Genomic DNA, 25,269 nt, shown 5'->3' on the forward strand with positions numbered 1-25,269 from the left:
GGCCCGCTTGGGTTCGGACCCGGCCGGCGGGGCTCTCGGACGCCCCGTGAGGGGCTGTTTCCGGCGTCTGCGCTGTGGGGGCGAAACCCGTAACCGTCCAGGTCGAGGCGGGGTTTCGGCGATACCACCCCCGAAACCGGTTTCGGGGGTGGTGAACCCGCTCACTCCTCGCTCGGATCGTCGTCGACGCCGCCGCGGCGCTCCGGGAGATCCTCGTACCGCAGCCCCTTGCCGCCCCCTCCGTCGCCGCGCTTGTTGATCTGGCGGGTCCTCACGCCGAACGGCCGCAGGGCGTTGGACAGGAAAGTCGAGCGGTGCGAACGCAGCTCCCGGAGTTCGTCCTCGCTCATCGCCTCGACGGGCCGGTCGGTGGCCACCCACGAGCCGTAGAGCTCCGGCTTGTACGCGGCGAGCGCCTCGACGAGCCGGTGGCTGTGCATCGTGTCTTCCCCGGCCGGCCAGATCGCCCGCAGGTGGTCGACGAGCGTCGAGTCGTCGACCCGCTCGATCGTCTCGCCCGCGGCCTCGCCGGTGAGCGTGCCCGCGGCCTTGCGCAGGGCGTAGGCGCGCTGGCCGATGGCGTGTGACTCGTCTTGGGTGATGAACGCCGCCCGCACGATCTCGGTGTTCAGCGCCGAGCGGGCAAGCCACCCGGTGCCCTGCTCCTTGCTCGGGTCGAAGATCGTGGCGCGCACGCCGCGCTTGTACATCGAGGTACCCAGCACGATGTCATTGGCCGGCTGGGCGGCCACCGCCAGGCAGAACCGCAGCATCGCGTTATCGCTGACGCCCTTCGGAATGCTCTTGGCGTCCGGCCGCTGCGTCGTGAACACGAGGATGATGCCGTAGGCGCGGGCCTTCCTGATCAGCCGGGCGGCGATCTCCCCGGCCTCCTTGCCGTACTCCTCGTGCTCGAACAGCGTGTGGGCCTCGTCGAAGATGGCGAGCAGCGGGTGCAGCCGCAGGTGACGGCGCTTGGCGAGGTGCGGGTACGTCTTGCGGCCGTTCGGGACGTCCTCGACGGGCAGATCGGCGATGACCGCCTTCCGGCGCTTGAGCTCCTTCTCGAGCGCCTTGAGCCCGTCGAGGGCCGCCTCGCAGTGCTCGTCATCATCACCGGACACGTACCGGTGGCAGATCCGGCGGAGGCCCTCGAGGTCACCGGAACCCTTGAGTTCGTAGATCCACTCCTCGCACGTGACGTCGAGGGCGCCGGCCGCAGCGATCGCCATGACGGCCGACGTCTTCCCGGACCCCGGAACGCCGCCCATGAGCATGTTCGCGTACATCAGCGGCAGGTCGACGAGCCGCCCGCGCGGGTCGAAGCCGAACGGGATCGGGTCGAACAGCGAGCACTGTCCGGACTTGAGCAGCGGCCACAGTCGGCGCGGCATCTTGGACGGGTCCTGCTTGGCGACCCACAACACGAGCCGCGCCGGGTGCGCATCGGTGTCGGTGGCCGGCCACACCGTGGCGAGCGGACGCCGCATCGCCCCGGCGAGCTCTTTGCGCTTCTCCAGCACCGCATCGGCCGTCGTGCCGCCCGGTAGGTCGACCTCGGCGCGCCATCCCGGCCCGTCCGTCTGGATCGGCTCCGGCCAGTCGACGCGGCCCTTCACACCGATCGCCTCGAGGGCGGACTCGACCTCCGGTGAGGACAACGGCCGCATGATCTGGATCGAGACGTACCGGGACACGATGGGCTTGTCCGGGTCGCGGCCAGCGAACCCGAGCAGGGAGGCGACGCCGGCCGCCGCGGCGGCGAGCGCCCAGACAGGCAGCAGCACCGCGGCGAGCGTGACGAGCACCGCGGCGGGCACGGCCACGACGATGGACTGACGCCGCCGCGGACCGGTGCGCTTGGTCTGCATCGACGTCAACGCCATCCACGCGCCCGGATCGGCCTGAGCAGCGGCCTTAGCCATCACGGGGCGGGCTTCGGCGTCCGTGATCCAGAGCCACCACCGGTAGGTGAGCCGGACCGTGCCGCGCGGCGCCCGCGTCCACAAGCGGAGGGCGTACACCGGAGTGCGGGCGGCGTGGAACCCGGCCTTGTGCCCGTAGTAGCGCGCGGTGAGCTTGGCGTTCTCGGCGAACTCGGTCTTGTCCCGCAGCCACGGCGGAACAACCGCCGGCGCCGTGTCGAGGTAGGCGCGCCGCTCCTCGAGCCATCCGCCGCGCTCCCCGACGACGTTCGGGGAGTCGACGGGAACGGCCGGCGTCTCCTCGACGATGACCGCGTCGAGGACCTCGCCGCCGTCGTCGAGGATCGCCGGGGAGCGGTGCTCCCGCTCGGGGGCGTCCTGCTCCCGGTAGTGCTCTCGGCGCTCCTCCGGGCGGAGCGGAACGACCTCCGCGCGGAAGTCGCCATCATGCGGGTTAACCGTCATCCTTGGATCACCAGTCCTTTGGCTGGGAGCGGGCGGCGGCGTGTCTGGCGAGACGAGGGCCGCCGCCCGCGCTTATCGGGTGACTACCGGCAGTCGGGGCACGGCACGTGCCGGTGCTCGCCGCCGAAGTTGCTGACCAGCTCGCCGCGGCCGTCGCACGTCGGGCAGACGCCGTCGCGCTGCGCGGCCTCGATCGACCGGTTGGAGTTGCGGCACTTGCTGTGGTCGGTGTTCTTCCGGGCCATCTCGATTTCCCTTCCTGGTCGGTGGGTCAGAACCAGCGCTTCCGCGAAGACTTGATCGACTCCTGCTGCTCGGCGGCCGTGGAGTTCTTCCAGACCCGGTCGCTTACGGACATCGCCCGCTTGATCGCGGCCTCGTCGCCCTTGGCCATCGCGGCCTCGTGGTCCTTCCGGGACTTCTGGATCCGGGCCATCTGTTCGGGGCGGACGTCCTTCTTCGAGTTCGAGAAGAGACCCATCTCGGTTTCCTTCCTTCGGTGGTTACTCGCCGGACTGGATCGCTCGGCGGTGGCGCTTGACGGTCGCGGTGCTCATGTCGAGCGCCTTGGCGATCTGCTCGACGGTGGCCTTCGGGTGCTTGGCGATGTAGTCGGCGATCCGGGCGCGGGTCTGCTCGCCGCGGGCACGGCGCACATCGGCGGCCTTGGCCCGGTCGCCGTCGCCGGGCGTCTCGCGTTCGCCCTGGTCGCCAGAGATTTGACCCGGTCGCTTCGCCGCGCTCGAGCCGCCTTGCGGACCGCCGGTGTCCGGGGGTTCGGTGGCCGATGTGACCGCGTCGTCCGGGGGGTCATTGAGCCAGTCGGCGAGCGCCTCGTCAGACAGGTCGAGTCCGAACAGGACCGCGAACGCTTCGGCTTGCCGCTCGGCTTCGGTCGGCTCGGGCGCCGGCCGAACGATCGCGCCGTCGACGATGGCGAGGTGACCCGCCTTGGCGGCCTTACGGTCGGCGCGCTGTTGCCGGGCGAGGATCACGCGGGCGGTTTGCCGGTCGCGTCGAGTCGAGTCCGGGCCGATGCCGTACCGGTCGACCCACGCCGCCCGCCATGCCGCCTCGACGTCGAGGCCGCGCGCTGCGGCGATCGAAGCCGCGGCCATCGACAGCCGCGGGTACCGGATCCGGCGCACCAGCCCGGTACGGATCTCGGCTGAGCTTCGGCCGCTCGCCTTGTGACGACGCAGGGCGATCGTCAGCTCAAGCATCACGATGCCGAGCAGCGAGGTAAGCGCCAGCGCCACGCCGACGTCGGCGCCGTCCTTCGAGCCGTGCCAGTAGTTCAGTGCCGCGGCAATGGCGGCCTGTACCCACGTCGCGGCCCGGTACTTGCCGGCGGGCTTCCCGGCGTCGACGGCTTCGAGCGCCAGCGTCGCGGAGTACAGGACACCGCCCTCGAGGGCGACCGGCAGCAGCGGCGCCAGGACGCCGAGGTGCATCTTCTCGGAGCCGAAGCCGTACTGCCCGGCCCAGGCGATGACCTCCGGTGAGCCGATCGCAGCGACCGGTACGGCGTAGCGGCGGATCCGGCCGGCGACGGCCGCGCGCTGGTCGGCCCAACGCTTCCTGCGTTCGGTCCGCCGTTCGGTCTTCCGCTGCTCGGCGCGGGCAGCGCGCTCGTCGTCGGCCTGGGCGCGGGCGGCGGCGGCCTGGGCGCGGATCGCTTCGGCTTCGGCCTGATCCTTGGCGGCCTGAGCGCGGGCGGTGATCCGCTCGGAGCGGACGTCCCAACTCATCGGCGATACCTCCAATCCGGGGAAGTCGTCGAGATCGTGAGGGGGCGGGCGGCGAACTCGGCGCCCTTGTCGAGGACCATCGCGGCCAGGACCAGCGGCAGCGCCAGCAGCCGCAGGACCACGACGACGAGGGTCAGCAGCAGCACGCACGTGACGGCCACGGCGCCGGACTGCTGGATGAGCTGTGACGTGCTCACAGCGCACCCCGCTTCCCGTTGACGCCCAGACGGGCGCCGATCCGGTCGGTGACCTCGATGCCGTAGCGGAGCTGGCGGAGCGCCTCGTCGGTCGGCAGCGTCAGCAGCCCCTCGAGGGCGCCCAACGCGTCCGCCACGGCCCGGTCGAGTGCGTTCATCACTTGTCTCCCTGGTCGGCTTCGGCCTGGAGGGCATCGGAGACCCGCCGGCCGATGTGCGCGATGGTGGCGGCCCACGTCAACCCGAGCCGCTTCTCCGTGTCGGTGTCGGGCCGCAGGTCGCCGAGGCGGTGCCGCAGCCGCATGGACAGCAGGTCGAACAGGTCACTCTCGACCTGGTCCAGTTCGCCGCGGCCGGCCACCTCTGCGGCGGTCAGGGCGGCGCTGACCTTCTTCGCCCAGTCGGGCAGTTCCCGGCCGGTCATCGGCTCTCCTCCGTCTCGGCGTTGATCTCGTCGATGCCGCGCTTGAGCGTGACCTCGGCGAGCGGGGCGAGGGAGAACCCGTTGAGCGCCGTCTCGCCGAGACGGTGACGGACACGGAAGCTGATCGCGATCAGCAGATCGGCCTCCGCAGCCGTGAGACGGTCCTCGCCGCCGGTGCCCCATGCGACGGCTTCCATGAGGGCGTTGTTGACGTACTCCGCCCACTCCGGGCGCTCCGGGCGCTCCGGGCCGGTCATCGCGCGCCCCCGTCCGCGTAAACCGCCATGTCCTCGGTCGCGACCTCGCGACGGACGCGGGCGAGGCGGTAGTGGTCGACCACCCGCCGGCGGGCCATCGTGGCGAGCAGGGCCGCGGGGCACGTGACGTCCGTGCCGCGAACCTGCGTCCGCCAGAAGCCGAGCCAGACCTCCTGGGCGAGGTCGTCGGCGACGTGCTTGTCAGCGGGCTTGAGCTGTGCGGCGATGATCCGCCGGATCCGCTCGGACTGTTCGGCGTACAGGTCGGTGACGCCGCGCTCGTCGAGGATCGTCATCGGTCCTCGCCCCCCTCGATGCGCTCCGAGGCGTCGTCGGCGACGTACAGCGGCTCGTCGGCGCTGTAAGCGTCGTGCGGGGCAAGGACCGCGGCGCCGGCCGCGAGGGTCGACGCGAACCCGAGGACGCCGCTGTTCTCCCACAGCGCGCAGAGCAGGTCGCAGAGTTCGACGGCCTCCTTCGGGGAGAGGTCGAGGCCGAACGCGTCGGGGACGTGCGGGGAGCGGACGGAGATGATCGGCCCCATCGACGGGCGGCCGTCGAGGCGCTCCGTCCACCGGGCGACCACGCGCACGGTCTCGGAGTCGAGGAGAACCTTCCGGTGGTTCGCGCGGTTCGGCTTGTCGTTCTGGTGGGTCGCGTCGCACCAAGAGATGCGGCATGGGATTCTTTCCATGGGTCAGGACCTCGATTCCTGATCTAGGCCCGGCCGGTGGGTGAGATCACCGTGTCCGGGCCGCCTCTTTTGGCGGCTAGTCCGTTGTGGCTTTACGACCACTGACGGACGTCGAGGCGGCCATCACCAGCGGCGTTCCGGGCCTGCACCTCGTGGGCCTGCCCGACGCCGCGCTGAACGAGGCGCGTAGCCGCGCCCGGGCGGCGATCCTCAACAGCGGTGAGCAGTGGCCCAACCGGCACGTCACGGTCAGTCTCTTCCCCGCGAGCATGCCGAAGCGGGGCAGCGGTTTCGACGTCGCCATCGCCGTGGCGCTGCTGGGCGCAGAGAACGCGTTCCCCGCCGAGGCGTGCGCGGACATGGTGATGATCGGCGAGCTGGGGCTCGACGGCCGGGTCCGTCCCGTGGCGGGGGTGCTGCCCGCCGTTCTCGCCGCGGCGGAGGCGGGCGCCGACACGGTCGTGGTGCCGAGGGCGAACCTCGCCGAGGCGTCACTCGTTCCGGGTGTCCGGGTCATCGGGGTGCGTTCGCTCCGGGCGCTGGTGTGCCGCCTCCGTGACCAGCCGCTGCCGGAGGAGGCGGACGACCCGCCCGAGGAGGAGGCGGCGCTGTCGCGGCTGAACGGTCTGGCGGCGCGTTCGCGGGCGCGACGCGGTGATCTGGACCTGGCCGACGTACGCGGCCAGGCCGACGCGCGCAAGGTGCTGGAGGTCAGCGCCGCCGGTGGCCATCATCTCCTGCTCACCGGTCCGCCGGGATGCGGGAAGACCATGCTGGCCGAGCGCCTGCCCACGCTGCTGCCGGAGCTCGACCACGACGCCGCCCTGGAAGTGACGGCCATCCACTCGGTCGCGGGCGGTCTCCCGGCCGGGCAGCCGCTGATCACCCATCCGCCGTTCTGCGCTCCGCACCACACCGCGTCCCGGGCCGCCCTGGTCGGCGGAGGCAGTAACCGGCTGATCCAGCCAGGGGCGGTGTCGCTGGCGCACCGAGGCGTTCTCTTCCTCGATGAGAGCCCCGAATTCGCCGGTGGGGTGCTGGACGCCTTACGCCAGCCGCTGGAGGAGGGAGAGGTGGTCATCGCCCGGTCCGGGGCGACGGCCCGCTTTCCGGCGCGGTTCACGCTGTTGCTGGCGGCGAATCGCTGCCCGTGCGCGGCGGCCAAGTCTCGCGACTGCAAGTGCCCGCCGACGATACGGGAGCGGTATCTCGCCCGGCTGTCGGGACCGTTGCTCGACCGGATCGACCTCAAGTCCGACTTGAAAGAGGTGAGCCGTGCGGAGCTGCGATACGACCTGCAACTGGCCGAGTCGAGCGCGACGGTCGCCGAGCGGGTCCTGGTCGCTCGCGATCGGGCCCGCCGGCGGCTGGCCGACCTCCCCTGGCGCACCAACGCCGACGTTCCCGGCCGGGAGCTTCGGCGCCGGTTCGCGCCACCGAATCGGGCGCTCGCGGCGCTCGACGGGCCGTTGGCCGACGGGCGGCTCAGCGCACGTGGCCTCGACCGGGTCGTGCGGGTCGCGTGGACCCTCGCCGACCTGGCCGGAAAGGACGCTCCGACCGCGAGCCAGGTCGGTGAGGCGTTCGGGCTCTGGCAAGGGCGCTCCTGACAGCGCCGCACTCACATCGGTCCCCGAGGAGGCACGATGATCTCAGCGGAGGAACGGCTCGCCCGCGCCCTCCTGACCCGCATCGCGGAGCCCGGCGACGAGCTGTTAGGGCGTCTCATCGCGAAGGAGGGCGCGATCGGCGCGCTGGACGTCATCCGCTCGGATTCGCCGCCGGTCACCGGTCCGACCGGTCCCGGCGATCCGACCGATCCCGGCGACCCGACCAGTCCGGCCGGGCCGGCCGGGCTCGGTAAGGACGGTGTGGCCCGGCGGTTCGCCGCCTGGCGGGCCCGGTTGCCCGATGCCGAGCCGCAGCGTCTCCTGGCCGCGTGCGAGGCGTTGCAGGGTCGGCTGGTGTGCCCGGGAGACGCGGAGTGGCCGTCCCAGCTCAACGATCTCGGTGACCGCCGGCCGTACGCGCTGTGGGTGCGCGGCGATCAGGATCTCCGGTTCGGCTGTCTGCGCTCCGTGGCGATCGTGGGCGCCCGCGCCGCCACCTCCTACGGGATCAACGTCGCCGCCGAGATGGGCGCCGAGCTGGCCGATCGGGGATGGACGGTGGTGAGCGGCGGCGCGTACGGCATCGACGCGGCGGCGCATCGGGGGGTGCTCGCGGCGGACGGCCTGACCGTGGCCGTGTTCGCCTGCGGGTTCGACGTGACGTATCCGAGTTCCCACGCCGGGCTGTTCGCGGAGATCGCCCGCCATGGACTGCTGGTCAGCGAACTGCCGCCCGGCGCGCCACCGACCCGCGGCCGCTTCCTGGTGCGCAACCGGACGATCGCGGCGCTGACCCGCGGCACGGTGGTCGTCGAGGCTGCGCGCCGGAGCGGAGCGATCAGCACGGCCCGGCACGCCCGTGACCTCCGCCGCGCCGTCATGGTCGTGCCCGGTCCGGTGACGTCGGCGGCGTCCGCCGGCTGTCATGTCCTGCTGCGGGAGTGGGGCGAGGCCGTCTGCGTCACCGACACGGCGGAGGTTCTGGACCTGGTCGGTCTCATCGGCGACGACCTCGCGCCCGAGCGACGAGGCCCCGTCCTCGACCGCGACCGGCTCGACCCGGTGACCAGAGACGTCCTGGAGGCGATTCCCGCGCGCGGCGGGGTGGGTACGGCGCGGATCGCGGTGTCCGCGGGCGTCGATCTCGACACCGCGCTCGCCGGCCTGGGCGCCCTGTCGGCCGCCGGGTTCGTCGAGCGGTGCGCGAGGGGATGGAGGCTACGCCGCCGTCCCCCAGACCGCTGAACCCCGGCGCCCCGTCACGAAAGGCCGGTCCCCGACCCGCGCTGTTCCCGGAGGCCGACGCGTCTCCCGGAGGCCGTTCGCGGCGGCTCGAGGTGGGTGATCACACGGCGGCGGGCGGACCCTCGGGTGCCGCCCGCCCACGGAGCCGCGTCAGCTGTTGGGCAGCTCCAGGTCGCTCTTGGCCAGTTCCTCGATGTTCACGTCCTTGAAGGTCACAACCCGAACATTCTTCACAAAGCGCGCCGGGCGGTACATGTCCCAAACCCACGCGTCCTGCATCGTCACTTCGAAGAAGGTCTCGCCGTTGTCGGTGCTGCGCACCTGCAGATCGACGGTGTTGGTCAGATAGAACCGCCGCTCGGTCTCGACGACGTACGTGAAGAGGCCGACCACATCGCGGTATTCGCGGTAGAGCTGGAGCTCCATCTCGGTCTCGTACTTCTCGAGGTCTTCTGCGCTCATACTCGCGTTCCCTCCCCGAACCGCGGCTCAGGCGACGTCCGCCTGGTCGGCGGTGTCCTCATAGTGTGACGCCTCCCAATCGATCTCCCCAGCATCTGAGGCATCGATTTCCGGTCCCGCCTCCGCCGCGACCACCCGGGCCACATTGACGAAGGAGAGCCGATGTTCAGGACAAGGTCCATGCTCCTCCAACGCAGCGGCGTGCGCACGAGTGACGTACCCCTTGTGAACGCCGAAACCGTACATCGGATAACGCTCGTGCAACTCCATCATGATCCGGTCTCGGGTCACCTTCGCCACGATCGACGCCGCGGCGACGCAGGCCGCCACTCGATCGCCCTTCGGCACCGGAAGCCCGGGGGCGCAGATGCCCGGCACCCGGAATCCGTCCGTCAGGACGTAACCGGGCTCCACGCTCAGCGCCGCGAGCGCCCGCCGCATTCCCGCGATGTTGCAGCGGTGCAGACCCACCCGGTCGATCTCCTCGCGCGGCACGATGAGGGCGTGCCACGCCATGGCCGTGGTCGTGATCTCGTCGTACAGGCGCTCCCGGCGCGCGGCGGTGAGCAGCTTGGAATCCGCGAGTCCCTCGATGCGGCGGCGGCGCTCCGGCGCGAGGATCACGGCCGCGACGACCAGCGGCCCGGCGCACGCGCCGCGACCGGCCTCGTCGACGCCGGCCACCGGCCCGAGGCCGCAGCGTTCGACCACCCGTTCGTAGGCGTACAGGCCGACATCCCGTCGGGGAGTGAGACCACGAGGGCGGTGGGCTCGGACATCGATGTACACATCAGGCAGGGTACGTCGCGCGGGGGCCCGGCCGGAGCGGAACACCGCGCGCTGCGGGAGCATCAGCGTGACCGGTCACTCCGTGGCACGCCGGATGCGTCGGCGGCCGAGGAACGAACCGACACGGCGGCGACGCCTGCGCAGCAGCGTCACCGGCAGCGCGCCGGCGAACCCCATCGCCAGTGGGACCGCGGGCAGCGCGCCGTTGGCGAGCGCGAGGCCCGGCTGACCGAACGTCTTCGGGATCGACAGGAGCTTGACGCGGGTGACGGGCCAGACGACGACGAACGCTCGGCCGACGACGCGGTTCTCGGGGATCGTGCCGCCGCCGGGGTCACCCAGGTGCCCGCGGGAGTCGTAGGACACCTCGCGGTGGTCGCCCATCACCCAGAGCCGGCCCGCAGGGACGGTGATCTTGAACTTGCTGTCGGACGGCTTGTTCTGCTCGTGGGTCACCGGATCGGTGTAGAGATAGCCCGTCTCCTCGAGCGGATGGCCGTTGACGGTCACGCGTCCCTGAGCGTCGCAGCAGGCCACGTGGTCGCCGGGCACGCCGATGACCCGTTTGATGTAGTCCTTCTCGCCGGGGACGACGCCGAAGGCGCTGCCGACCGCGTGCAGGACCTTCGACACCGGGTTGCTCGGCTTCGAGTACTGGACCTCCGGGTCCCAGGAGTCCAGGCCGTTGAAGACGACCACGTCCCCGCGCTTGATGTCGCGCGTGTGGTAAACGATCTTGTTGACCAGGACCCGGTCGCCGACCTTGAGGGTGTTCTCCATCGACTGCGACGGGATGTAGAACGCCTGGACCGCGAAGGCCTTGATGACCATGGCGAGCGCGAGGGCGACGCCGATGAGGATCGGCAGCTCCTTCCAGAAGGAGCCCTGCTTCTTCTTCCGCGAGTCCTTGCCGGCGTCGGCACCGTCCGCATCATCCGGTCCGGCCGGCGCGGATTCCTCCGGCTCGTCGGCCTTCTCGTCCGCCGATCGAGAGTCTCCCGGCTCCCGGTCGGTGGAGTGCGCGCCCTGCCGGCCGTTCTGTGATGCGTCGTGGCGCGTGTCACCGGCGGTGGCCGCGGGCTCGCGCAGGCCCTGCTCGTCGTCAGTCATCAGGGGAAGCCTAATGCCCGCGAGCCCTGACGGCGGCCATCGTCAGCGTGTCGTCTGCCGTGTACGCCGAAATCCTCGGTCGCCACAACGACAGGCCCCGGCCCGTCGATCGACGGGCCGGGGCCGGAGACGGGAACGAGCCCGCTCAGTTGTCGCGCTTCTCCTTGATGCGGGCGGCCTTGCCGCGCAGCTCGCGGAGGTAGTAGAGCTTGGCACGCCGGACGTCACCGCGGGTGACGACCTCGATCTTGTCGATGGACGGGCTGTTGAGCGGGAAGGTCCGCTCGACACCGACGCCGTAGCTCACCTTCCGAACGGTGAACGTCTCACGAGCGCCGCCGCCCTGACGCCGGATCACCACGCCCTGGAAGACCTGGATGCGGCTCCGGTTGCCCTCGGTCACGCGCACGTGAACCTTGAGCGTGTCACCCGGGCGGAAGTCCGGTACGTCAGACCGCATCGCGGCCTTCTCGATCTCCTGGATCAGGGTGTGCATGACTGCGGTTCCTCGTGGTGAAACGCGCGCGGCCAGGGGCCGCCGACGCGCGATGGGATCTTCTGGAAGTCTGAACACGCCCAGCGTCGAACACTGGGGTGACGTCTCAGTGTGCCATACGTTCGGCGTCAACCGGAAAACCGGCCTCCGCGAGGGCCCGCCGATCGGCCTCGTCGAGCGGGTTCCGGCCGATCAGCTCGGGTCGTCTCACGGCGGTGCGCCGCAGCGCCTGATCACGCCGCCAGCGGGCGATCGCGCCGTGGTTTCCGGACATGAGCACCTCGGGGACGTCGCGCCCGCGCCAGGTCGCCGGCTTGGTGTAGACGGGCCCTTCGAGCAGGGCCTCCATTCGGCCGGGCGCGAAGGAGTCGTCGGTCACCGAGTCGGCGTTCCCGAGCACGCCGGGCAGCAGCCGGGAGACGGCCTCGACGATCACGAGGACCGCCACCTCGCCGCCGGCCAGGACGTAGTCGCCGATGCTGACCTCGTCGACCGGCATCCGCTCCCGGGCGTCCTCGATGACCCGGGCGTCGATGCCCTCGTACCGCCCGCACGCGAAGACGAGCCAGGGCTCGGCGGCGTACTCGACGGCGAGTTCCTGGGTGAAGGGGCGACCGCTCGGCGTCGGGACGACGAGACGCGCGCTCGACGGCGGCGGCACCACGGCGTCCAGTGCCTCGCCCCACGGCTCCGGCTTCATCACCATGCCGGGGCCGCCACCGTACGGCGTGTCGTCGACGGTGCGGTGCCGGTCGTGCGCCCAGCCTCGAAGATCGTGCACGTGGACGTCGACGTCGCCGCGCCGCCGCGCCTTGCCCAGGAGGGAGACGTCGAGCGGCGCGAAGTACTCGGGAAAGATGGTGACGATGTCGAGTCTCATGGGCGCTCCGTGGGTCCTGTGTCTCAAGTCTGCGCGCCACGGCGGCCGTCGGACGCCGCCGGGCGGCGGGCGTCCGCGGCGGGTGTCATTCGAACAGGCCGGGCGGGGGGTCGATGACGATCCGTCCGCCGGGCACGTCGACCTCGGGGACGAGGGCGCGTACGAACGGTACGAGCGCGTCGCCACCGGGACGCCGGACGACCAGGAGGTCCTGGCCGAGATGCTCGACGTCCACGATCTCGCCCACCTCGGTGCCGTCGGGGGTCACCGCGACGAGACCGATGAGCTCCTGGTCGTGGAACTCGTCCGGGTCCGCGCTGGGCGAGATGTCGGAGGAGTCGACCAGCAGGAGGGTGCCGCGCAGCGTCTCGGCGGCCGTACGGTCGTCCACTCCGGCGAACCGCACGAGGAGGCGGCCGGCGTGCGGCCGTACGGACTCGACGGTCAGCGGGCCCAGGCGCGCGGGATCGGTGACGAGCGACGACCCCGGCGCGAACCGCGCGCCGGGGTCATCGGTGCTCGTCTCGACGCTCACCTCACCGCGGACCCCGTGGGCCCGGCCGACACGGCCGACGGCGAGCAGCATCAAGCCGCTCCGCGGGCGGTCCGACCGCTCCGGCGGAGAATGCCGACCGCGAGCACTATCGGGCCTCGTTGAGGTCGAGAAGGTCGACGCGGATGTACCGGCCGCCCGCGAGGGCGCCGATCACCGTACGCAAGGCCTTGGCCGTGCGGCCGTTGCGGCCGATGACCTTGCCGAGGTCGTCGGGGTGCACGCGCACCTCGAGAACCCTGCCGTTGCGAAGCCGGCGGGCGCGCACCCGGACGTCGTCCGGGTGCTCCACGATTCCGCGGACCAGGTGCTCGAGCGCCTCCTCGAGCACCTTAGGCCTCGCTCTTGGCTTCGGAGGTCTCCTCGGCCGAAGCCGACTCCTCCGCCTCGCTCTTGGCCTTCTTCGGCTCGGTCTTCTTCTTGGACTTGGGCGTGGTCGCCTTGCCCTCGGCGTCGTCCAGGGTCTCCTTGACGGCGGCCTGGAAGACCTCCTGCTTGTCGGCCTTGGGCTCGGCGACCTTCAGCGTGCCCTCCGCGCCCGGCTCGCCCTTGAACTTCTGCCAGTCGCCGGTGATCTTCAGGATCGACAGGACCGGCTCGGTCGGCTGGGCGCCCACGCCGAGCCAGTACTGCACCCGCTCGGAGTCGACCTCGATGAGCGAGGGCTCCTCCTTCGGGTGGTACTTGCCGATCTCCTCGATCGCGCGCCCGTCACGCTTGGTGCGGGAGTCGGCGACGACGATCCGGTAGTACGGAGCCCGGATCTTCCCCAGACGCTTGAGCTTGATCTTGACTGCCACGGGTGTGGTGTTCTCCAGATTCGAAATGGACGAGCGGATCAGTCCCAGGTGGGGACCGGAACCGCCGCTCGGAAGGACACCGGCGCGCACAGGTGAGAGAGGGCCCTGCCCGGTTCGGTTTTCCAGCCTGCCATTCTGCCAGACGATGACGGTGAAGTGGCAATCGATCAGCGCGCCGCGCGTCACGACCGGCGATCGATCGGTGACGGGCGTGCGATGCGGCCATGGGAGCCCGCGAGGTCAGGGTAGGCGACGATGGAATCGCTGACCGTTGTGCGAAGAAAGTGGGCTGAGCCGATGACCGTACATGACACGACGTCCACTCTGACCGGAGATCAGCTGATCGGCGCGCAGGACGTGCCCGGCACCGGGGAGGAGTTCCACGCCGTCGACCCGCGGACCGGCGAGCGCCTCGAGCCGGCGTACCGTTTCGGCGGGGCGGCCGACGTCGCCCGCGCCGCCGCCCTGGCCTGGGACGCGTTCGGTACATACCGGAACACCGGTCAGGAGACCCGGGCCGTGTTCCTGGAGGGGGTCGCCGACCGGATCGACGCGCTCGGCGCGGAGCTCATCGACCGGGTCACCGCCGAGACCGGCATCCCGGAGGCCCGTGTCAAGGGCGAGCTGGCGCGGACCACCAACCAGTTGCGGCTGTTCGCGCGGGTCGTCCGGGACGGCGGCTGGCTCGGCGCCCGTGTCGACCCGGCCATTCCCGACCGCACCCCGTTGCCCCGGCCGGACCTGCGGCAACGGCGGCTCCCGCTGGGCCCCGTGGCGGTGTTCGCGGCGAGCAACTTCCCGCTGGCCTTCTCCGTCGCCGGTGGCGACACGGCGTCGGCGCTGGCCGCGGGCGCCCCGGTGGTGGTCAAGGCGCACCCGGCGCATCCGGGCACCTCCGAGCTGGTCGGCCGGGCGATCCGGGCCGCGGTGGCCGAGCACGGCCTGCCGGAGGGCACGTTCTCGCTGCTGCAGGGCGGCCGTGAGCTCGGCGTGGCGCTGGTCACCGACCCGCGGATCCGGGCCGTCGGCTTCACCGGTTCCCGGCAGGGCGGCCTGGCGCTGGTCGCGGCCGCCGCGGCGCGTCCCGGGCCGATCCCGGTGTACGCCGAGATGTCCAGCGTGAACCCGGTGTTCCTGCTGCCCGGCGCGCTCCGGGAGAAGGCCGAGGATCTCGGCCCGGCGTACGTCGCCTCCCTGACCACCGGGGCCGGCCAGCTGTGCACGAGCCCCGGCCTGGTCTTCGCGGTCGAGGGCGACGGGCTGGACGCGTTCGTCGAGTCGGCGTCGGCGGCGCTCGCGGAGACGGCGGCGGCCCCGATGCTGAACGCGGGCATCCGGCAGGCGTACGACGACGGGATCCGGCGGCTGGCGGGCACGGACGCGGTGACCGAGGTGGCGCGCGGCGGCGACGACCCGGCGATCGCCTGCGGCGGGCGCGCCGCGCTGTTCGTCACCGACGGGGACGCCTTCCTGGCCGACCGGTCGCTCCAGGACGAGGTCTTCGGCGCCGCGTCGATCGTCGTACGGGTGCGCGACCACGCCCAGCTCCTGCGGATCGCCGAGGCTCTCGAGGGCCAGCTCACCGCGACCGTGCACGCGACGCCGGAGGATCACGGGCAGGCCGCCGAGCTGCTGCCGCTGCTGGAGCTGATCGCCGGGCGGGTGGTGTTCAACGGCTGGCCGACGGGCGTCGAGGTCGGGCACGCGGTCGTCCACGGCGGGCCGTTCCCCGCCACCTCGGCACCGGCCACCACGTCGGTCGGGACCCGGGCGATCGAACGCTTCCTGCGTCCGATCGGCTACCAGGACGTGCCCGCGGCGCTGCTGCCCGCCGAGCTGCGCGACGGGAACCCGCTGGGCATCTGGCGCCGCGTCGACGGCGAACTCGGCCGCGACTGATCATCCGCCGGCGCGGGGCGTGCGGTCCGTCCGGCGGTCCGGATGAGACGCACGTCCCGCGGCGGCCCGGCCGCCCCCGGATGACGGCGGTACGGGGCGGATTCCCGTTCAGGCCCACATCGCCGACACCGCCCGAGGGCGACGGCCCGCCGCCGCCCTCCGACCGGGCGACACCCCCGGCGCCGTACGCGGCCACACGCCCCAAGACGGGCGGCATGCCGAACACCCGGCTTCGTATGCCGCGCGCCCCAAGACGGCGGCATGCCGTACGCCCGCGCGGCGTACCGCACGCCAGGCACCGCATGCCGCACGCCCGGCGCGGCGTGTTACTTCTTCTTGCCTTGGAGCTTGGACAGGTCGGGCATCTGGAACCCGGGCGGCAACTGGCCCGGCATCCCTCCCCCGAGGCCCGGCGGGAGGCCCTGGGGTGCGCCGTCGGCACGCTGCGTCTTCTTGCCCGCCGCCTCCTGGGCGCGCTTGCGCGGGTCGCCGCTGCGCTGCTTGCCCTTGCCCTTGTTCTTCTTGGCGGCCGCCTTGACCTGCTTGCGCCGGGTGCCCGGCATGCCGGGGATGCCCATGCCGCCGGCCACCTGACGCATCATCTTCTGCGCGTCGAAGAACCGGGTCACGAGGTTGTTGACCTCGGTGACGCTCACGCCGGAGCCGCGCGCGATGCGGGCCCGCCGGGAACCGTTGATGATCTTGGGGTTCTGCCGCTCCTCGGGCGTCATCGAGTTGATGATGCCGCCGATCCGGTCGAGGTCACGGTCGTCGATCTGGTCGATCTGCTGCCGCATCTGCCCCATGCCCGGCATCATGCCCAGGAGGTTCTTGATCGGGCCGAGCTTGCGGATCATCTGCATCTGCTCGAGGAAGTCCTCGAGGCTGAAGTCCTCCCCCGAAGCGAACTTCGAGGTCATCTTCTCGGCCTGCTCGGCGTCGAACGCCTTCTCGGCCTGCTCGATGAGGGTGAGGATGTCACCCATGTCGAGGATCCGGCCCGCCATGCGGTCCGGGTGGAAGACGTCGAAGTCCTCGAGCTTCTCGCCGGTGGACGCGAACATGATCGGCCTGCCGGTGATGTGCCGGACCGACAGGGCCGCGCCACCACGGGCGTCGCCGTCGAGCTTGGTCAGCACGACGCCGTCGAAGCCGACGCCGTCGAGGAACGCCTGCGCGGTGACGACGGCGTCCTGGCCGATCATCGCGTCGACGACGAACAGGATCTCGTCGGGGCGGACCGCGTCGCGGATGTCGGCCGCCTGGCGCATCATGTCCTCGTCGATGCCGAGGCGGCCCGCGGTGTCGATGACGACCACGTCGTGCTGGGCGTGCCGGGCGTGCTCGATCGACCGGCGGGCGACCTCGATCGGGTCGCCGACGCCGTTGCCGGGCTCCGGGGCGTACACCGCGGTGCCCGCCCGCTCGCCGAGCACCTGCAGCTGCTGGACCGCGTTGGGCCGCTGAAGGTCGGCGGCGACGAGCAGCGGCGCGTGCCCCTCGCTCTTCAGCCAGCGGGCGAGCTTGCCGGCGAGCGTGGTCTTACCGGCGCCCTGCAGACCCGCCAGCATGATCACGGTCGGCGGGGTCTTGGCGAACCGCACGCGGCGCGTCTCGCCACCGAGGACGTTGATGAGCTCCTCGTTGACGATCTTGACGACCTGCTGGGCCGGGTTCAGCGCCTGCGAGACCTCCGAGCCGCGGGCCCGCTCTTTGATCTGCGCGATGAAGTCCTTGACGACGGGCAGCGCGACGTCGGCCTCGAGCAGGGCGACGCGGATCTCGCGCGCGGTCGCGTTGATGTCGGCCTCGGACAGCTTGCCCTTGCTGCGCAGCGAGGAGAAGACCGTAGTCAGCCGGTCGGAAAGCGTCTCGAACACGTGTCTGGACCAGTCCTAGGGTGCTTCGGGGATCGACCCTCAACACTATCCGCTCGGCGGCCCCCGGATGGCCGACCGCCACCGATCACTCTCGCACGGCGTGCGCGGTCTCACCAGAGGCCGCCGGCGGCCCGGTGAGTCCCTCGTCACCGCTCCGAGCGTGGGATCGGCCACATCGCGGAATGCGGACCCGATCAGCACGCTTGCCCCAGATAGGTGAACATGCCGGTGAAAAGGGGAGGAAGTCCGCATGGACCCGCAGGTGGAGGCCGCCCGGCTCCTGGTCCGCTGCCTGGAGGCGGAAGGCGTCGAGTACGTCTTCGGCATCCCGGGTGAGGAGAACATCCACTTCGTCGACGCTCTGAACGAATCCTCGATCCGATACATCCTCGTACGCCACGAGCAGGGCGCCGCGTTCATGGCGGAGATGTACGGGCGGCTGACCGGCCGTCCGGGTGTCGCCTCCGCGACGCTGGGGCCGGGCGCGATCAACCTGCAGCTCGGGGTCGCCGACGCGACCACCAACAGCACCCCCGTCGTCGCGATCTCCGCGCAGGTCGGCCTGGACCGCATCTACAAGGAGTCGCACCAGATCATCGACCTGGTCTCGCTGTTCCGGCCGATCACCAAGTGGTCCGACATGGCGCCGACGCCGGAGGCCCTGCCGGAGATGGTGCGCAAGGCGTTCAAGGTGGCGCAGACCGAACGGCCCGGCGCGGTCTACCTGGCCATCCCCGAGGACGTCGAGTCGGCCAAGGTCGACCCGTCTCTCAAGCCGCTGCCGATCAACATCGTGCGGCCGGAGGAGCCCTCCGCGTCGCAGGTCGCCCGCGCCGCCGACGTCATCGCGCTCTCCCGGCAGCCGATCATCCTGGCCGGGCACGGCGCGACCCGCAACCGCGCGAGCCACGAGCTGATCCGCATGTCCGAGCGGCTCGGGATCCCGGTGGCGACGACGTTCAACGGCAAAGGCGTCTTCCCCGACGATCACGACCACGCGCTCGGCGCGGTCGGCTTCATGCGCCACGACTACGTGAACTTCGGCTTCGACGAGGCCGACGTGCTGATCTGCGTCGGGTACGAGCTCCAGGAGTTCGACCCGGTCAAGATCAACCCGCACGCCGACAAGAAGATCATCCACATTCACCGTTTCGCGGCCGAGGTCGACGACCACTACCCCGTCGCGGTCGGCATCCAGGGCGACATCCGCAACTCGCTGCGGGCGCTCACCGACGCCGTACGCCGCCGCTTCGACTCCCGGGGCACCGGCGAGAAGATCCGGCGGATGATCGGCGAGGAACTCGAGCGCGGCCGCCACGAGGACCGGTTCCCGATGTCGCCGCGCCGGATCGTCACCGACATCCGCGAGGCCATGGGCCGCAAGGACATCGTCCTGGCCGACACCGGCGCCGTGAAGATGTGGATGGCGCGGATGTACCCCACGTACGAACCCAACACGCTGCTCGTGTCCAACGGCCTGTCGTCGATGGGCTTCGCGGTGCCGGGGGCGCTCGCGGCCAAGCTCGCCTACCCCAACCGGCACGTCCTGGCCACGACCGGCGACGGCGCGTTCCTGATGAACTCCCAGGAGCTGGAGACGGCCGTCCGCGAGAAGCTCCCGATCACCGTGCTGATCTGGGAGGACAAGGCGTACGGGCTGATCGAGTGGAAGATGGACCTGGAGATGGGCCACGACTCCAACGTGGAGTTCGGCAACCCGGACTTCGTCAAGTACGCCGAGAGCTTCGGCGCCCGGGGCTACCGGATCGAGTCGGCGGACGCCCTCCTGCCGACCCTCCGGCAGGCCCTCGAGGAGGACACCGTCTCGGTGATCACCGTTCCGGTCGACTACTCGGAGAACCTCCGGCTCACCTCGAAGCTCGGCGAACTCACCGACCCCTTCTGAACCAGAGTCACAGAGGACCTCCGCCACCGGTTCTACCAGGGTCGCCGAGGACCTCCGCCACCGGTTCTGAACCAGAGTCACGGAGGACTTGTTCTGGACCAGGGTCGCGGAGGACCTCCGCCACCGGTCGTGAGTCAGGTCCGCGGCGGACCTCCGCCGCCGGAGGGCCCGCGGTGGTGAGGCGGCCGTGGCGGTCCCATCCGCCGGAAACCTCGCTGCCGCGCCGTCGCACACCCCGCGAAAGTCTCGGCTAACGCCGTCACCACCGCCCGACTCACCCCGATTCGCCGCTTCCTACGGCCGGACCACACAACGTTCACCGAGACTTGCGCGCGCCCCGCCACACGGCACCCGCCCCAGCCCCGCCCGGCGACCGCGCCCGGCCCAACCCCACCCGGCCAGGTGCCCGCCCACGACCAAACCGCACGACGCTCACCGAGACTTGCGCGCATGCCCGGCGCCCGGCACCCGGCCCAGCCCCACCCGGCTGGGTGCCCGCCGACGGGCGCCCGGCCAAGGGCATTCACCCGGCCACACCCAACCGGCGGCCGTAGCGACGCCGGTCGGACGGGACGGCCCCGCGCGACGCCGTCCGCGCCGAGCGGAAGAGCGCCTCAGCCGCCACCGGACAGCCCACGGCGGTAGTGGAGCGGCCACCAGCGGTCCGATCGGACCAAAACTCCCCTGCCACACAGGCGCGACGCGCAAAAGTCTCGGCGAACGCCGCCGACGCCGCCCGACTCACCCCGATTCGCCGCATCGGACGGCCGAACCGCACGACGCTCACCGAGACTTGCGCGCGCCCCGTCACCCGCCCCGGCCCCACACCCTGCCCAGGCCCGTCCGGCTGTGTGCCCGTTGACGGCCGCCCGGCTGAAGGCATTCGCCTAGTCGAACCCCGCCGGCAGTGGCCGGATGCGGCGCTGGCCTGCGGGGCGAGCCCACGCGACGCCGTCCGTGCCGAACGTGTGCGCGTGTCAGCGAGCACCTGGGCGAGGAGAGCCACCATGCGCCTCCGCGAAGGACCTCCGCCTCCGGGCGGCCCTCCGCGGGGATGAGACGACCCCGGCGGCCCGATCCGCCGGAAACCGCACTGCCGTGCTGCCGCGCACCGCGCGAAAGTCTCGGCGAACGCCGCCACCACCGCCTGACTCACCCCGATTCGCCGCTTCCTATGGCCGGACCACACGACGTTCACCGAGACTTGTGCACGCCCCGGCACACGGCACCCGCCCAGCGCTGCCCGGCCGGGTCTCCGCCGACGGCCTCCCGGCCAAAGGCATTCACCCGGCCGCGACCAACCAGCGGCCGTGGCGGCGCCAGCCGGACAGGATGACCCCGCGCGACGCTGCCCGCGCCGAGCGGAAGAGCGCGTCAGCCGCCACCGGGCGGCCCACGGTGGTGGCGGAGCGGCCACCGTGGGCCGATCGGACCAGAACTCCCCTGCCACACAGGCGCGACGCGCAAAAGTCTCGGCGAACGCCGCCGACGCCGCCCGACTCACCCCGATTCGCCGCATCGGACGGCCGGACCACACGACGTTCACCGAGACTTGTGCACGCCCCGCGACACGGCACCCGCCCCAACCCCACCCGGCCAGGTGCCCGCCCACGAGCGAACCGCACGACGTTCACCGAGACTTGTGCGCGTCCCCCCACACGGCCCCGCCCGGCGCCCGTCCAGCGGCCACACCCGCTCAGCGCCACCGCCACCGGCCACACCCGCCCAGCGCCACCCCCGCCGGCCGCACCCGCCCAGCGCCGCCCTGGCTGGCTACACCTGGCCGGCCGTAACCGGCAGGGTGTCCGTCGGCGAGTGTCCGGCCGAGGGCGTTTGCCCGGCCGAACCCGGCCGGTGGTGGCCGGATGCCCCGCCGGGCGGCGGGCGAGGCCGCGCGACGCCGTCCGTGCCGAAGGCGAGAGCGTCTCAGCGGACTGAGGCGGCGGCGGTGTACAGGACGGCGGTCGGGTCCTGCTGGGTCAGTGTCGCGGGCGTGGGACCGGAGACGAACGACGCGCCGGGCTGGTCGTCCCGGCCGAGGAAGAACGCCCGGTTGATCGCCTTCACCTTGATCGTCGCTCCGGTGTCCGTGCTCGTGGCGGGCACCCGGATACCGATGATCTCGGCGACGTCGGACGGCTTCGTTCCGGGCGGGAGCTGGACGGTCGTCGCCGCGGGCAGGTCCCGGTTGATGGACCGGTCGGGGAACAGGTGGTCCGAGCGGTACAGCGTCGGGTCGCCCTTGAGCCGTACGCCGATGGACAGCCCGACCCAGTCGGTGCCGTTCGGCGGGTCGATGGTCTGCTTGCGGACGACGAGGTAGAGGTAGTCGCGCGGGTCGGCGATCAGGGTCTGGGAGGTCGTCGGCGGGTCCGCCGCGACCCGGCCCTCCCGGTGCGCCTCCGCCGCCGCCACCCAGTACGTCCACGGGTTGCGGTCCATGATCTGCTCGCGGGCCTCCGTGGTCGCGTCGAGCGTCTGCGCGGTGGACAGCGAGAACCGCATCGGGTCGTCGACCTTGTCGCAGATGTTGTTGTTCAGCGTGCAGGTCTGCAGCAGCGGGTGATCGCCCTCGTACGTGCCCGCGAACGGCTGCGTGACATGGTTCGGCGCCTGGAAGACGGCGGTTCCGGGCACCCGCCTGCCGCGCGCGTCCACCTCGACCTGGTAGATCCACTCGATGTCCGTCGTACGGCCCCAGCGCGCCATGAGCTGCGGGGTGGACGTGCCGCCGTCCTCGTTGCTCCAGATGTAGGAGTACGTCAGCAGGCGGTGCCCCGGCGTCGCGGCGGGGACGTCCTCGTGCCAGGCGACCAGCGGCGTGTCGGTGGCGGCGTTCTGGAACGGGCCGGTCGAGGTGCCGCCCGTGCCGTTGCGGCCGTACAGCACGGGCGCGTGGGCGAGGTCGGTGTACGCCGGCGACCCGGCCGCGACGGTACGGAAGGCCACGCCGCTCACCCGGACGGTCCGGCCGGGCGAGCGATCGGCGGCCAGCCGGAGCCGCAGCGTGTGGCGGCCGGCCCGCAGACGGCCGAGGGCGAACTCCCGCTTGATCGGGAACGCGGCGGGGACCACGTCGTCGGTGGCGTACCTGCCGTCGACGAACAGCGACAGGACCGCCGACTCACGGCCCTGGACGGCCCAGGACACGCCCGGGGCCGCCGCGGTGACGGAGGCGAGCACCTCGCCGTCGTGTCCGGTCCGGAACGTGATCGTACGGTCGTGACCGCGGTCGACGGCGCGGGCGTCGGCGGCGTCGGCGGGCGTCGCGGCGGTTCCCGCGAGGGCGAGGGTGAGGAGCGGCACGGCCGCGCGGGTGAGCAGAACGTTGGGCACGCAGACCTCCTGGGGATCTTCGTCTCCAGGAGCCTCACCCGGACCGCGAGCACCGTCAATGGGCCGCACGGCCCGTTCCGGTGATCTTCATCCGGCGGTCAACGGTTCAGCGGACGACCTCGAGGACTGCCTCACGGATCGTCTCCCGCAGGTCGCGGTCGGCGAGCGGACGCCCCTCCTCGTCCACCACGTAGAAGACGTCGACGGCCTCGGCGCCGAGCGTCTCCACCCGGGCCGCGCGGACCTGGACGCCGCAGGAGCCGAGGGCGTGCCCGATGCGCCACAGCAGGCCGGGCCGGTCGTGAGCGCGCACCTCCATGACGGTCGCGGTGTTCGAGGCGTCGTCGAGGAGGATGACGCGCGGCGGGGGCACCGGCACGCCCTTGCGGGGCCGGTACGACCGGGCGCGGCGCTCCAGCCGCGCCGCGACGTCGAGCCGCCCGGCGAGAACCCGGCGAAGGTCGGCCTCGAGCGCGGCCGGATCGGGGCCGGAGCCGTACTCCGGGACGGCGATGAACTCGAGCACGGCCGTGTCGGCCTGCGTCGTACGGCCACCCGCCCGGTCGCCCTCCGCACGGCGTCCCGCCAGGTCGGCCTCCGCACGGCGTCCCGCCAGGTCGGCCTCCGCACGGCGTCCCGCCGGGTCGGCCTCCGCACGGTTTCCCGCCGGGTCGGCCTCCGTACGAGCGCCCGGTCCGTCGGCCTCCGCGCGCACGCACGACCGGTCGCTCTCCGCACGGCCGCCCGGTCCGTCGGTTTCCGTACGGCCGCTCGCCCGGTCGGTCTCCGGCTCGGCGGCCGGCGCCCAGGACACCGCGCGGCCTCCGCGGACGGCGAGGCGGTGCAGCGCGAGCACGCCGGCCGCCTGCCAGAGCAGGCCGGAGCGGTCGGGGGCGGCGATCGTGATCCGGGAGCCGGCGACGCGCACGGCGCCGCCGCCGTGGCGGGCGAGGGCGAGCTGTTCGGGGGTCGGGCCGGGCGTGACGGGCGGCGGCGCTCCGGCGAGCACGGCGGCGACGCGACGGGCGAGCTCCGCGACCATGCGGGCCTTCCACCCGCCCCACGCCGCCGGTCCGGTGGCCTGTCCGTCCGCGATGGCGAGGGCGGCGAGGGTCTCGAGCACGACCGGGTCCCCGACGGTTCTGGCCACCGTCTCGATGGTGACCGGGTCGTCGAGGTCGCGGCGGGTCGCGGTCTCCGGCAGCAGGAGGTGGTGCCGGACGATCGACTCCAGCGCCCGTACGTCGGCGGCGTCGAAGCCGAGACGCCGGCCGAGGTCGCGGGCCATGACCGCGCCGGTACGGGAGTGGTCCCCGGGCCAGCCCTTGCCGATGTCGTGCAGCAGGGCGCCGACCAGCAGGAGGTCGGGTCGGGCCACGTCACGGGTGTGCGCGGCGGCGCGGGCGGCCGTCTCCACGAGGTGCCGGTCCACGGTGTACGTGTGCACGGGGTTGCGCTGTGGCCGGTTGCGGACACGCTCCCAGTCGGGCAGGAGCCGGACGATCAGGCCGGCCTGGTCGAGCGCCTCCCACACTCCCACCGCGGGCGGGCCGGCGCCGAGAAGAGTGACCAGCGCGTCGCGGGCGGCGGGAGGCCAGGGGTCGGGCAGCGGCGCCGTCTCAGCCGCCAGCCGCTCGACGGTGGCGGTGGCGAGCGGCAGGCCCGCCTGCGCGGCCGCGGCGGCGGCGCGGAGCACGAGCACCGGGTCCCTGCGCGCGTCGGCGCCCAGCGCGAGAACGACCTCCCCGTCCTGTTCGACGACGCCGTCGGCGAGCGGCCTGCGGACGGGGCGGCCCGGCGGGGAGCAGAAGCGTGCCGCCGTCCGCCACATCTGGTCGGTGGCGTAAGTGATCGTGCGGGCGGCCTCGGCGACCGCGCGCAGCAGGGCGTGCGCGTCCAGCAGCCCCAGGGCGCTCGCGACGGCGTCCTGCTCCTGCAGGACGAGACGGTCGCCGCCGCGGCCGGTCTGCTCGTGCAGCACGTGACGGACGTCGAGTAGCAGGTCATGCGCCGTCCGGACCGCGTCCGTGGGGCCGGGCGCCACCCAGGCCGCCGCGACCGCCTGGATCGCGTGGACGTCGCGCAGCCCGCCACGGGACTCCTTCAGGTCGGGTTCGAGGAGGAAGGCCAGCTCTCCGTACCGGCTCCAGCGCGACCGGGACATCTCCCGCAGCTCCGGGAGCCGCCGCCGGGCGTCCGCCCGCCAGTCCGTGAGCACCGCCTCGCGCAGCTCGCGGGTCAGGGCCGGGTCGCCGGCGAGGTGCCGGGCGGAGATCAGGCCCAGCGCGGCCTTCAGGTCCTCGCGGGCGACGGCGCGCGCCTCCTCGGGGGTGCGCACCGAGTGGTCGAGGCGCCGGCCGGAGTCCCAGATCGGGTACCAGAGGCGGTCGGCGAGGGCGGAGACGTCCGGCCGGTCCCGGTGCAGGAGGACCAGGTCCAGGTCGCCGCCGGGGGTGAGCTCCTCCCGCCCGTGGCTGCCGACGGCGACGAGCGCGACGTGGGCCTCGGCGCCGAGCAGGCGGGCGAGCTCGCGCAACCCGATGCGGCTGGGCGGCTGCCTGGACTCCACGTCGGCGGAGAAGGCGTCGCG

The 25,269-nt window shown here is 72.3% G+C and carries 25 protein-coding genes; 4 read left to right on the plus strand and 21 right to left on the minus strand.

All coding sequences use genetic code 11. The features are described 5' to 3' along the window. Positions 1-161: 161 nt before the first annotated feature. The 10 genes from AB0K82_RS39615 to AB0K82_RS39660 form a co-directional block, all read right to left on the minus strand. Complete coding sequence (locus AB0K82_RS39615; protein WP_364407342.1) at positions 162-2,390, minus strand: FtsK/SpoIIIE domain-containing protein; 2,229 nt, start codon at positions 2,388-2,390, stop codon at positions 162-164. 83 nt (positions 2,391-2,473) lie between these two features. Next, positions 2,474-2,635 (minus strand): hypothetical protein, encoded by a 162-nt coding sequence (locus AB0K82_RS39620; RefSeq protein ID WP_364407345.1) that lies wholly within the window; start codon positions 2,633-2,635, stop codon positions 2,474-2,476. Between the two features lie 26 nt (positions 2,636-2,661). Then, positions 2,662-2,871, minus strand: a complete 210-nt coding sequence (locus tag AB0K82_RS39625) for a hypothetical protein (protein ID WP_364407347.1) — start codon at positions 2,869-2,871, stop codon at positions 2,662-2,664. Positions 2,872-2,893: 22 nt separating this feature from the next. After that, a complete protein-coding gene (locus tag AB0K82_RS39630) occupies positions 2,894-4,141 on the minus strand; it encodes a DUF2637 domain-containing protein (RefSeq protein ID WP_364407350.1) in 1,248 nt (415 codons plus the stop codon). Continuing rightward, positions 4,138-4,338 (minus strand): hypothetical protein, encoded by a 201-nt coding sequence (locus AB0K82_RS39635; protein WP_364407353.1) that lies wholly within the window; start codon positions 4,336-4,338, stop codon positions 4,138-4,140. The genes AB0K82_RS39630 and AB0K82_RS39635 overlap by 4 nt, the downstream gene beginning before the upstream one ends. Then, positions 4,335-4,496: a hypothetical protein gene (locus AB0K82_RS39640; RefSeq protein ID WP_364407356.1), complete on the minus strand. Its 162-nt coding sequence runs from the start codon at positions 4,494-4,496 to the stop codon at positions 4,335-4,337. Before AB0K82_RS39640 ends, AB0K82_RS39635 begins: the two co-directional genes overlap by 4 nt. Next, the gene (locus AB0K82_RS39645; protein ID WP_364407359.1) at positions 4,496-4,762 is read right to left on the minus strand and encodes a hypothetical protein; all 267 of its coding nucleotides are present in this window, start codon (positions 4,760-4,762) and stop codon (positions 4,496-4,498) included. Before AB0K82_RS39645 ends, AB0K82_RS39640 begins: the two co-directional genes overlap by 1 nt. After that, on the minus strand, positions 4,759-5,019 hold the full coding sequence (locus tag AB0K82_RS39650) for a hypothetical protein (protein WP_364407362.1): 261 nt from the start codon (positions 5,017-5,019) through the stop codon (positions 4,759-4,761). The genes AB0K82_RS39645 and AB0K82_RS39650 overlap by 4 nt, the downstream gene beginning before the upstream one ends. Continuing rightward, positions 5,016-5,315 carry a sigma factor gene (locus tag AB0K82_RS39655; protein WP_364407364.1) on the minus strand — a complete coding sequence of 100 codons (300 nt, stop codon included), beginning with the start codon at positions 5,313-5,315 and terminating at the stop codon, positions 5,016-5,018. The genes AB0K82_RS39650 and AB0K82_RS39655 overlap by 4 nt, the downstream gene beginning before the upstream one ends. Beyond that, positions 5,312-5,713 carry a hypothetical protein gene (locus AB0K82_RS39660; protein WP_364407366.1) on the minus strand — a complete coding sequence of 134 codons (402 nt, stop codon included), beginning with the start codon at positions 5,711-5,713 and terminating at the stop codon, positions 5,312-5,314. The genes AB0K82_RS39655 and AB0K82_RS39660 overlap by 4 nt, the downstream gene beginning before the upstream one ends. 86 nt (positions 5,714-5,799) lie before the next feature. On the opposite strand from AB0K82_RS39660, the gene AB0K82_RS39665 reads away from it, so the two are divergent. Next, a complete protein-coding gene (locus AB0K82_RS39665; RefSeq protein WP_364407368.1) occupies positions 5,800-7,323 on the plus strand; it encodes a YifB family Mg chelatase-like AAA ATPase in 1,524 nt (507 codons plus the stop codon). A gap of 36 nt (positions 7,324-7,359) precedes the next feature. After that, positions 7,360-8,568: a DNA-processing protein DprA gene (dprA, locus tag AB0K82_RS39670; protein WP_364407371.1), complete on the plus strand. Its 1,209-nt coding sequence runs from the start codon at positions 7,360-7,362 to the stop codon at positions 8,566-8,568. A 150-nt stretch (positions 8,569-8,718) separates the two neighbouring features. Here dprA and AB0K82_RS39675 read toward each other — a convergent pair whose 3' ends face one another. The 8 genes from AB0K82_RS39675 to rpsP all read right to left on the minus strand — a co-directional run bounded on the left by AB0K82_RS39675 (position 8,719) and on the right by rpsP (position 13,658). Next, the gene (locus AB0K82_RS39675) at positions 8,719-9,030 is read right to left on the minus strand and encodes a DUF2469 domain-containing protein (RefSeq protein ID WP_345361267.1); all 312 of its coding nucleotides are present in this window, start codon (positions 9,028-9,030) and stop codon (positions 8,719-8,721) included. Positions 9,031-9,057: 27 nt separating this feature from the next. Continuing rightward, positions 9,058-9,819, minus strand: a complete 762-nt coding sequence (locus tag AB0K82_RS39680) for a ribonuclease HII (RefSeq protein ID WP_364407375.1) — start codon at positions 9,817-9,819, stop codon at positions 9,058-9,060. 75 nt (positions 9,820-9,894) lie between these two features. Beyond that, entirely contained in the window at positions 9,895-10,929 is a 1,035-nt protein-coding gene (lepB, locus tag AB0K82_RS39685) for a signal peptidase I (RefSeq protein WP_364407378.1), read from the minus strand. Positions 10,930-11,074: 145 nt separating this feature from the next. Continuing rightward, positions 11,075-11,425 (minus strand): 50S ribosomal protein L19, encoded by a 351-nt coding sequence (rplS, locus tag AB0K82_RS39690; protein WP_252807910.1) that lies wholly within the window; start codon positions 11,423-11,425, stop codon positions 11,075-11,077. Positions 11,426-11,531: 106 nt separating this feature from the next. Next, on the minus strand, positions 11,532-12,305 hold the full coding sequence (trmD, locus tag AB0K82_RS39695; RefSeq protein WP_364407381.1) for a tRNA (guanosine(37)-N1)-methyltransferase TrmD: 774 nt from the start codon (positions 12,303-12,305) through the stop codon (positions 11,532-11,534). Positions 12,306-12,390: 85 nt separating this feature from the next. After that, positions 12,391-12,891, minus strand: a complete 501-nt coding sequence (rimM, locus tag AB0K82_RS39700; RefSeq protein ID WP_364407384.1) for a ribosome maturation factor RimM — start codon at positions 12,889-12,891, stop codon at positions 12,391-12,393. 55 nt (positions 12,892-12,946) lie between these two features. After that, positions 12,947-13,189: an RNA-binding protein gene (locus tag AB0K82_RS39705; protein ID WP_252776333.1), complete on the minus strand. Its 243-nt coding sequence runs from the start codon at positions 13,187-13,189 to the stop codon at positions 12,947-12,949. A 1-nt stretch (position 13,190) separates the two neighbouring features. Next, complete coding sequence (gene rpsP / locus AB0K82_RS39710) at positions 13,191-13,658, minus strand: 30S ribosomal protein S16 (RefSeq protein ID WP_364407387.1); 468 nt, start codon at positions 13,656-13,658, stop codon at positions 13,191-13,193. Between the two features lie 297 nt (positions 13,659-13,955). Here rpsP and AB0K82_RS39715 point away from each other — a divergent pair, with 297 nt between their 5' ends. Continuing rightward, positions 13,956-15,557 carry an aldehyde dehydrogenase (NADP(+)) gene (locus AB0K82_RS39715; protein WP_364407390.1) on the plus strand — a complete coding sequence of 534 codons (1,602 nt, stop codon included), beginning with the start codon at positions 13,956-13,958 and terminating at the stop codon, positions 15,555-15,557. A gap of 326 nt (positions 15,558-15,883) precedes the next feature. Here AB0K82_RS39715 and ffh read toward each other — a convergent pair whose 3' ends face one another. Next, complete coding sequence (gene ffh / locus AB0K82_RS39720; protein ID WP_364407393.1) at positions 15,884-17,437, minus strand: signal recognition particle protein; 1,554 nt, start codon at positions 17,435-17,437, stop codon at positions 15,884-15,886. A gap of 250 nt (positions 17,438-17,687) precedes the next feature. Between ffh and AB0K82_RS39725 the strand changes: the two genes are divergently transcribed. After that, positions 17,688-19,343: an acetolactate synthase large subunit gene (locus AB0K82_RS39725; protein ID WP_364407395.1), complete on the plus strand. Its 1,656-nt coding sequence runs from the start codon at positions 17,688-17,690 to the stop codon at positions 19,341-19,343. 1,926 nt (positions 19,344-21,269) lie between these two features. Here the strand turns inward: AB0K82_RS39725 and AB0K82_RS39730 are convergent. Further along, on the minus strand, positions 21,270-22,679 hold the full coding sequence (locus AB0K82_RS39730) for a hypothetical protein (protein ID WP_364407397.1): 1,410 nt from the start codon (positions 22,677-22,679) through the stop codon (positions 21,270-21,272). A gap of 106 nt (positions 22,680-22,785) precedes the next feature. After that, entirely contained in the window at positions 22,786-25,221 is a 2,436-nt protein-coding gene (locus AB0K82_RS39735) for a [protein-PII] uridylyltransferase (RefSeq protein ID WP_364407400.1), read from the minus strand. Between the last annotated feature and the right edge of the window lie 48 nt (positions 25,222-25,269).

Source organism: Actinoallomurus sp. NPDC052274, from assembly GCF_040679475.1.
Lineage (GTDB): Bacteria > Actinomycetota > Actinomycetes > Streptosporangiales > Streptosporangiaceae > Actinoallomurus > Actinoallomurus liliacearum.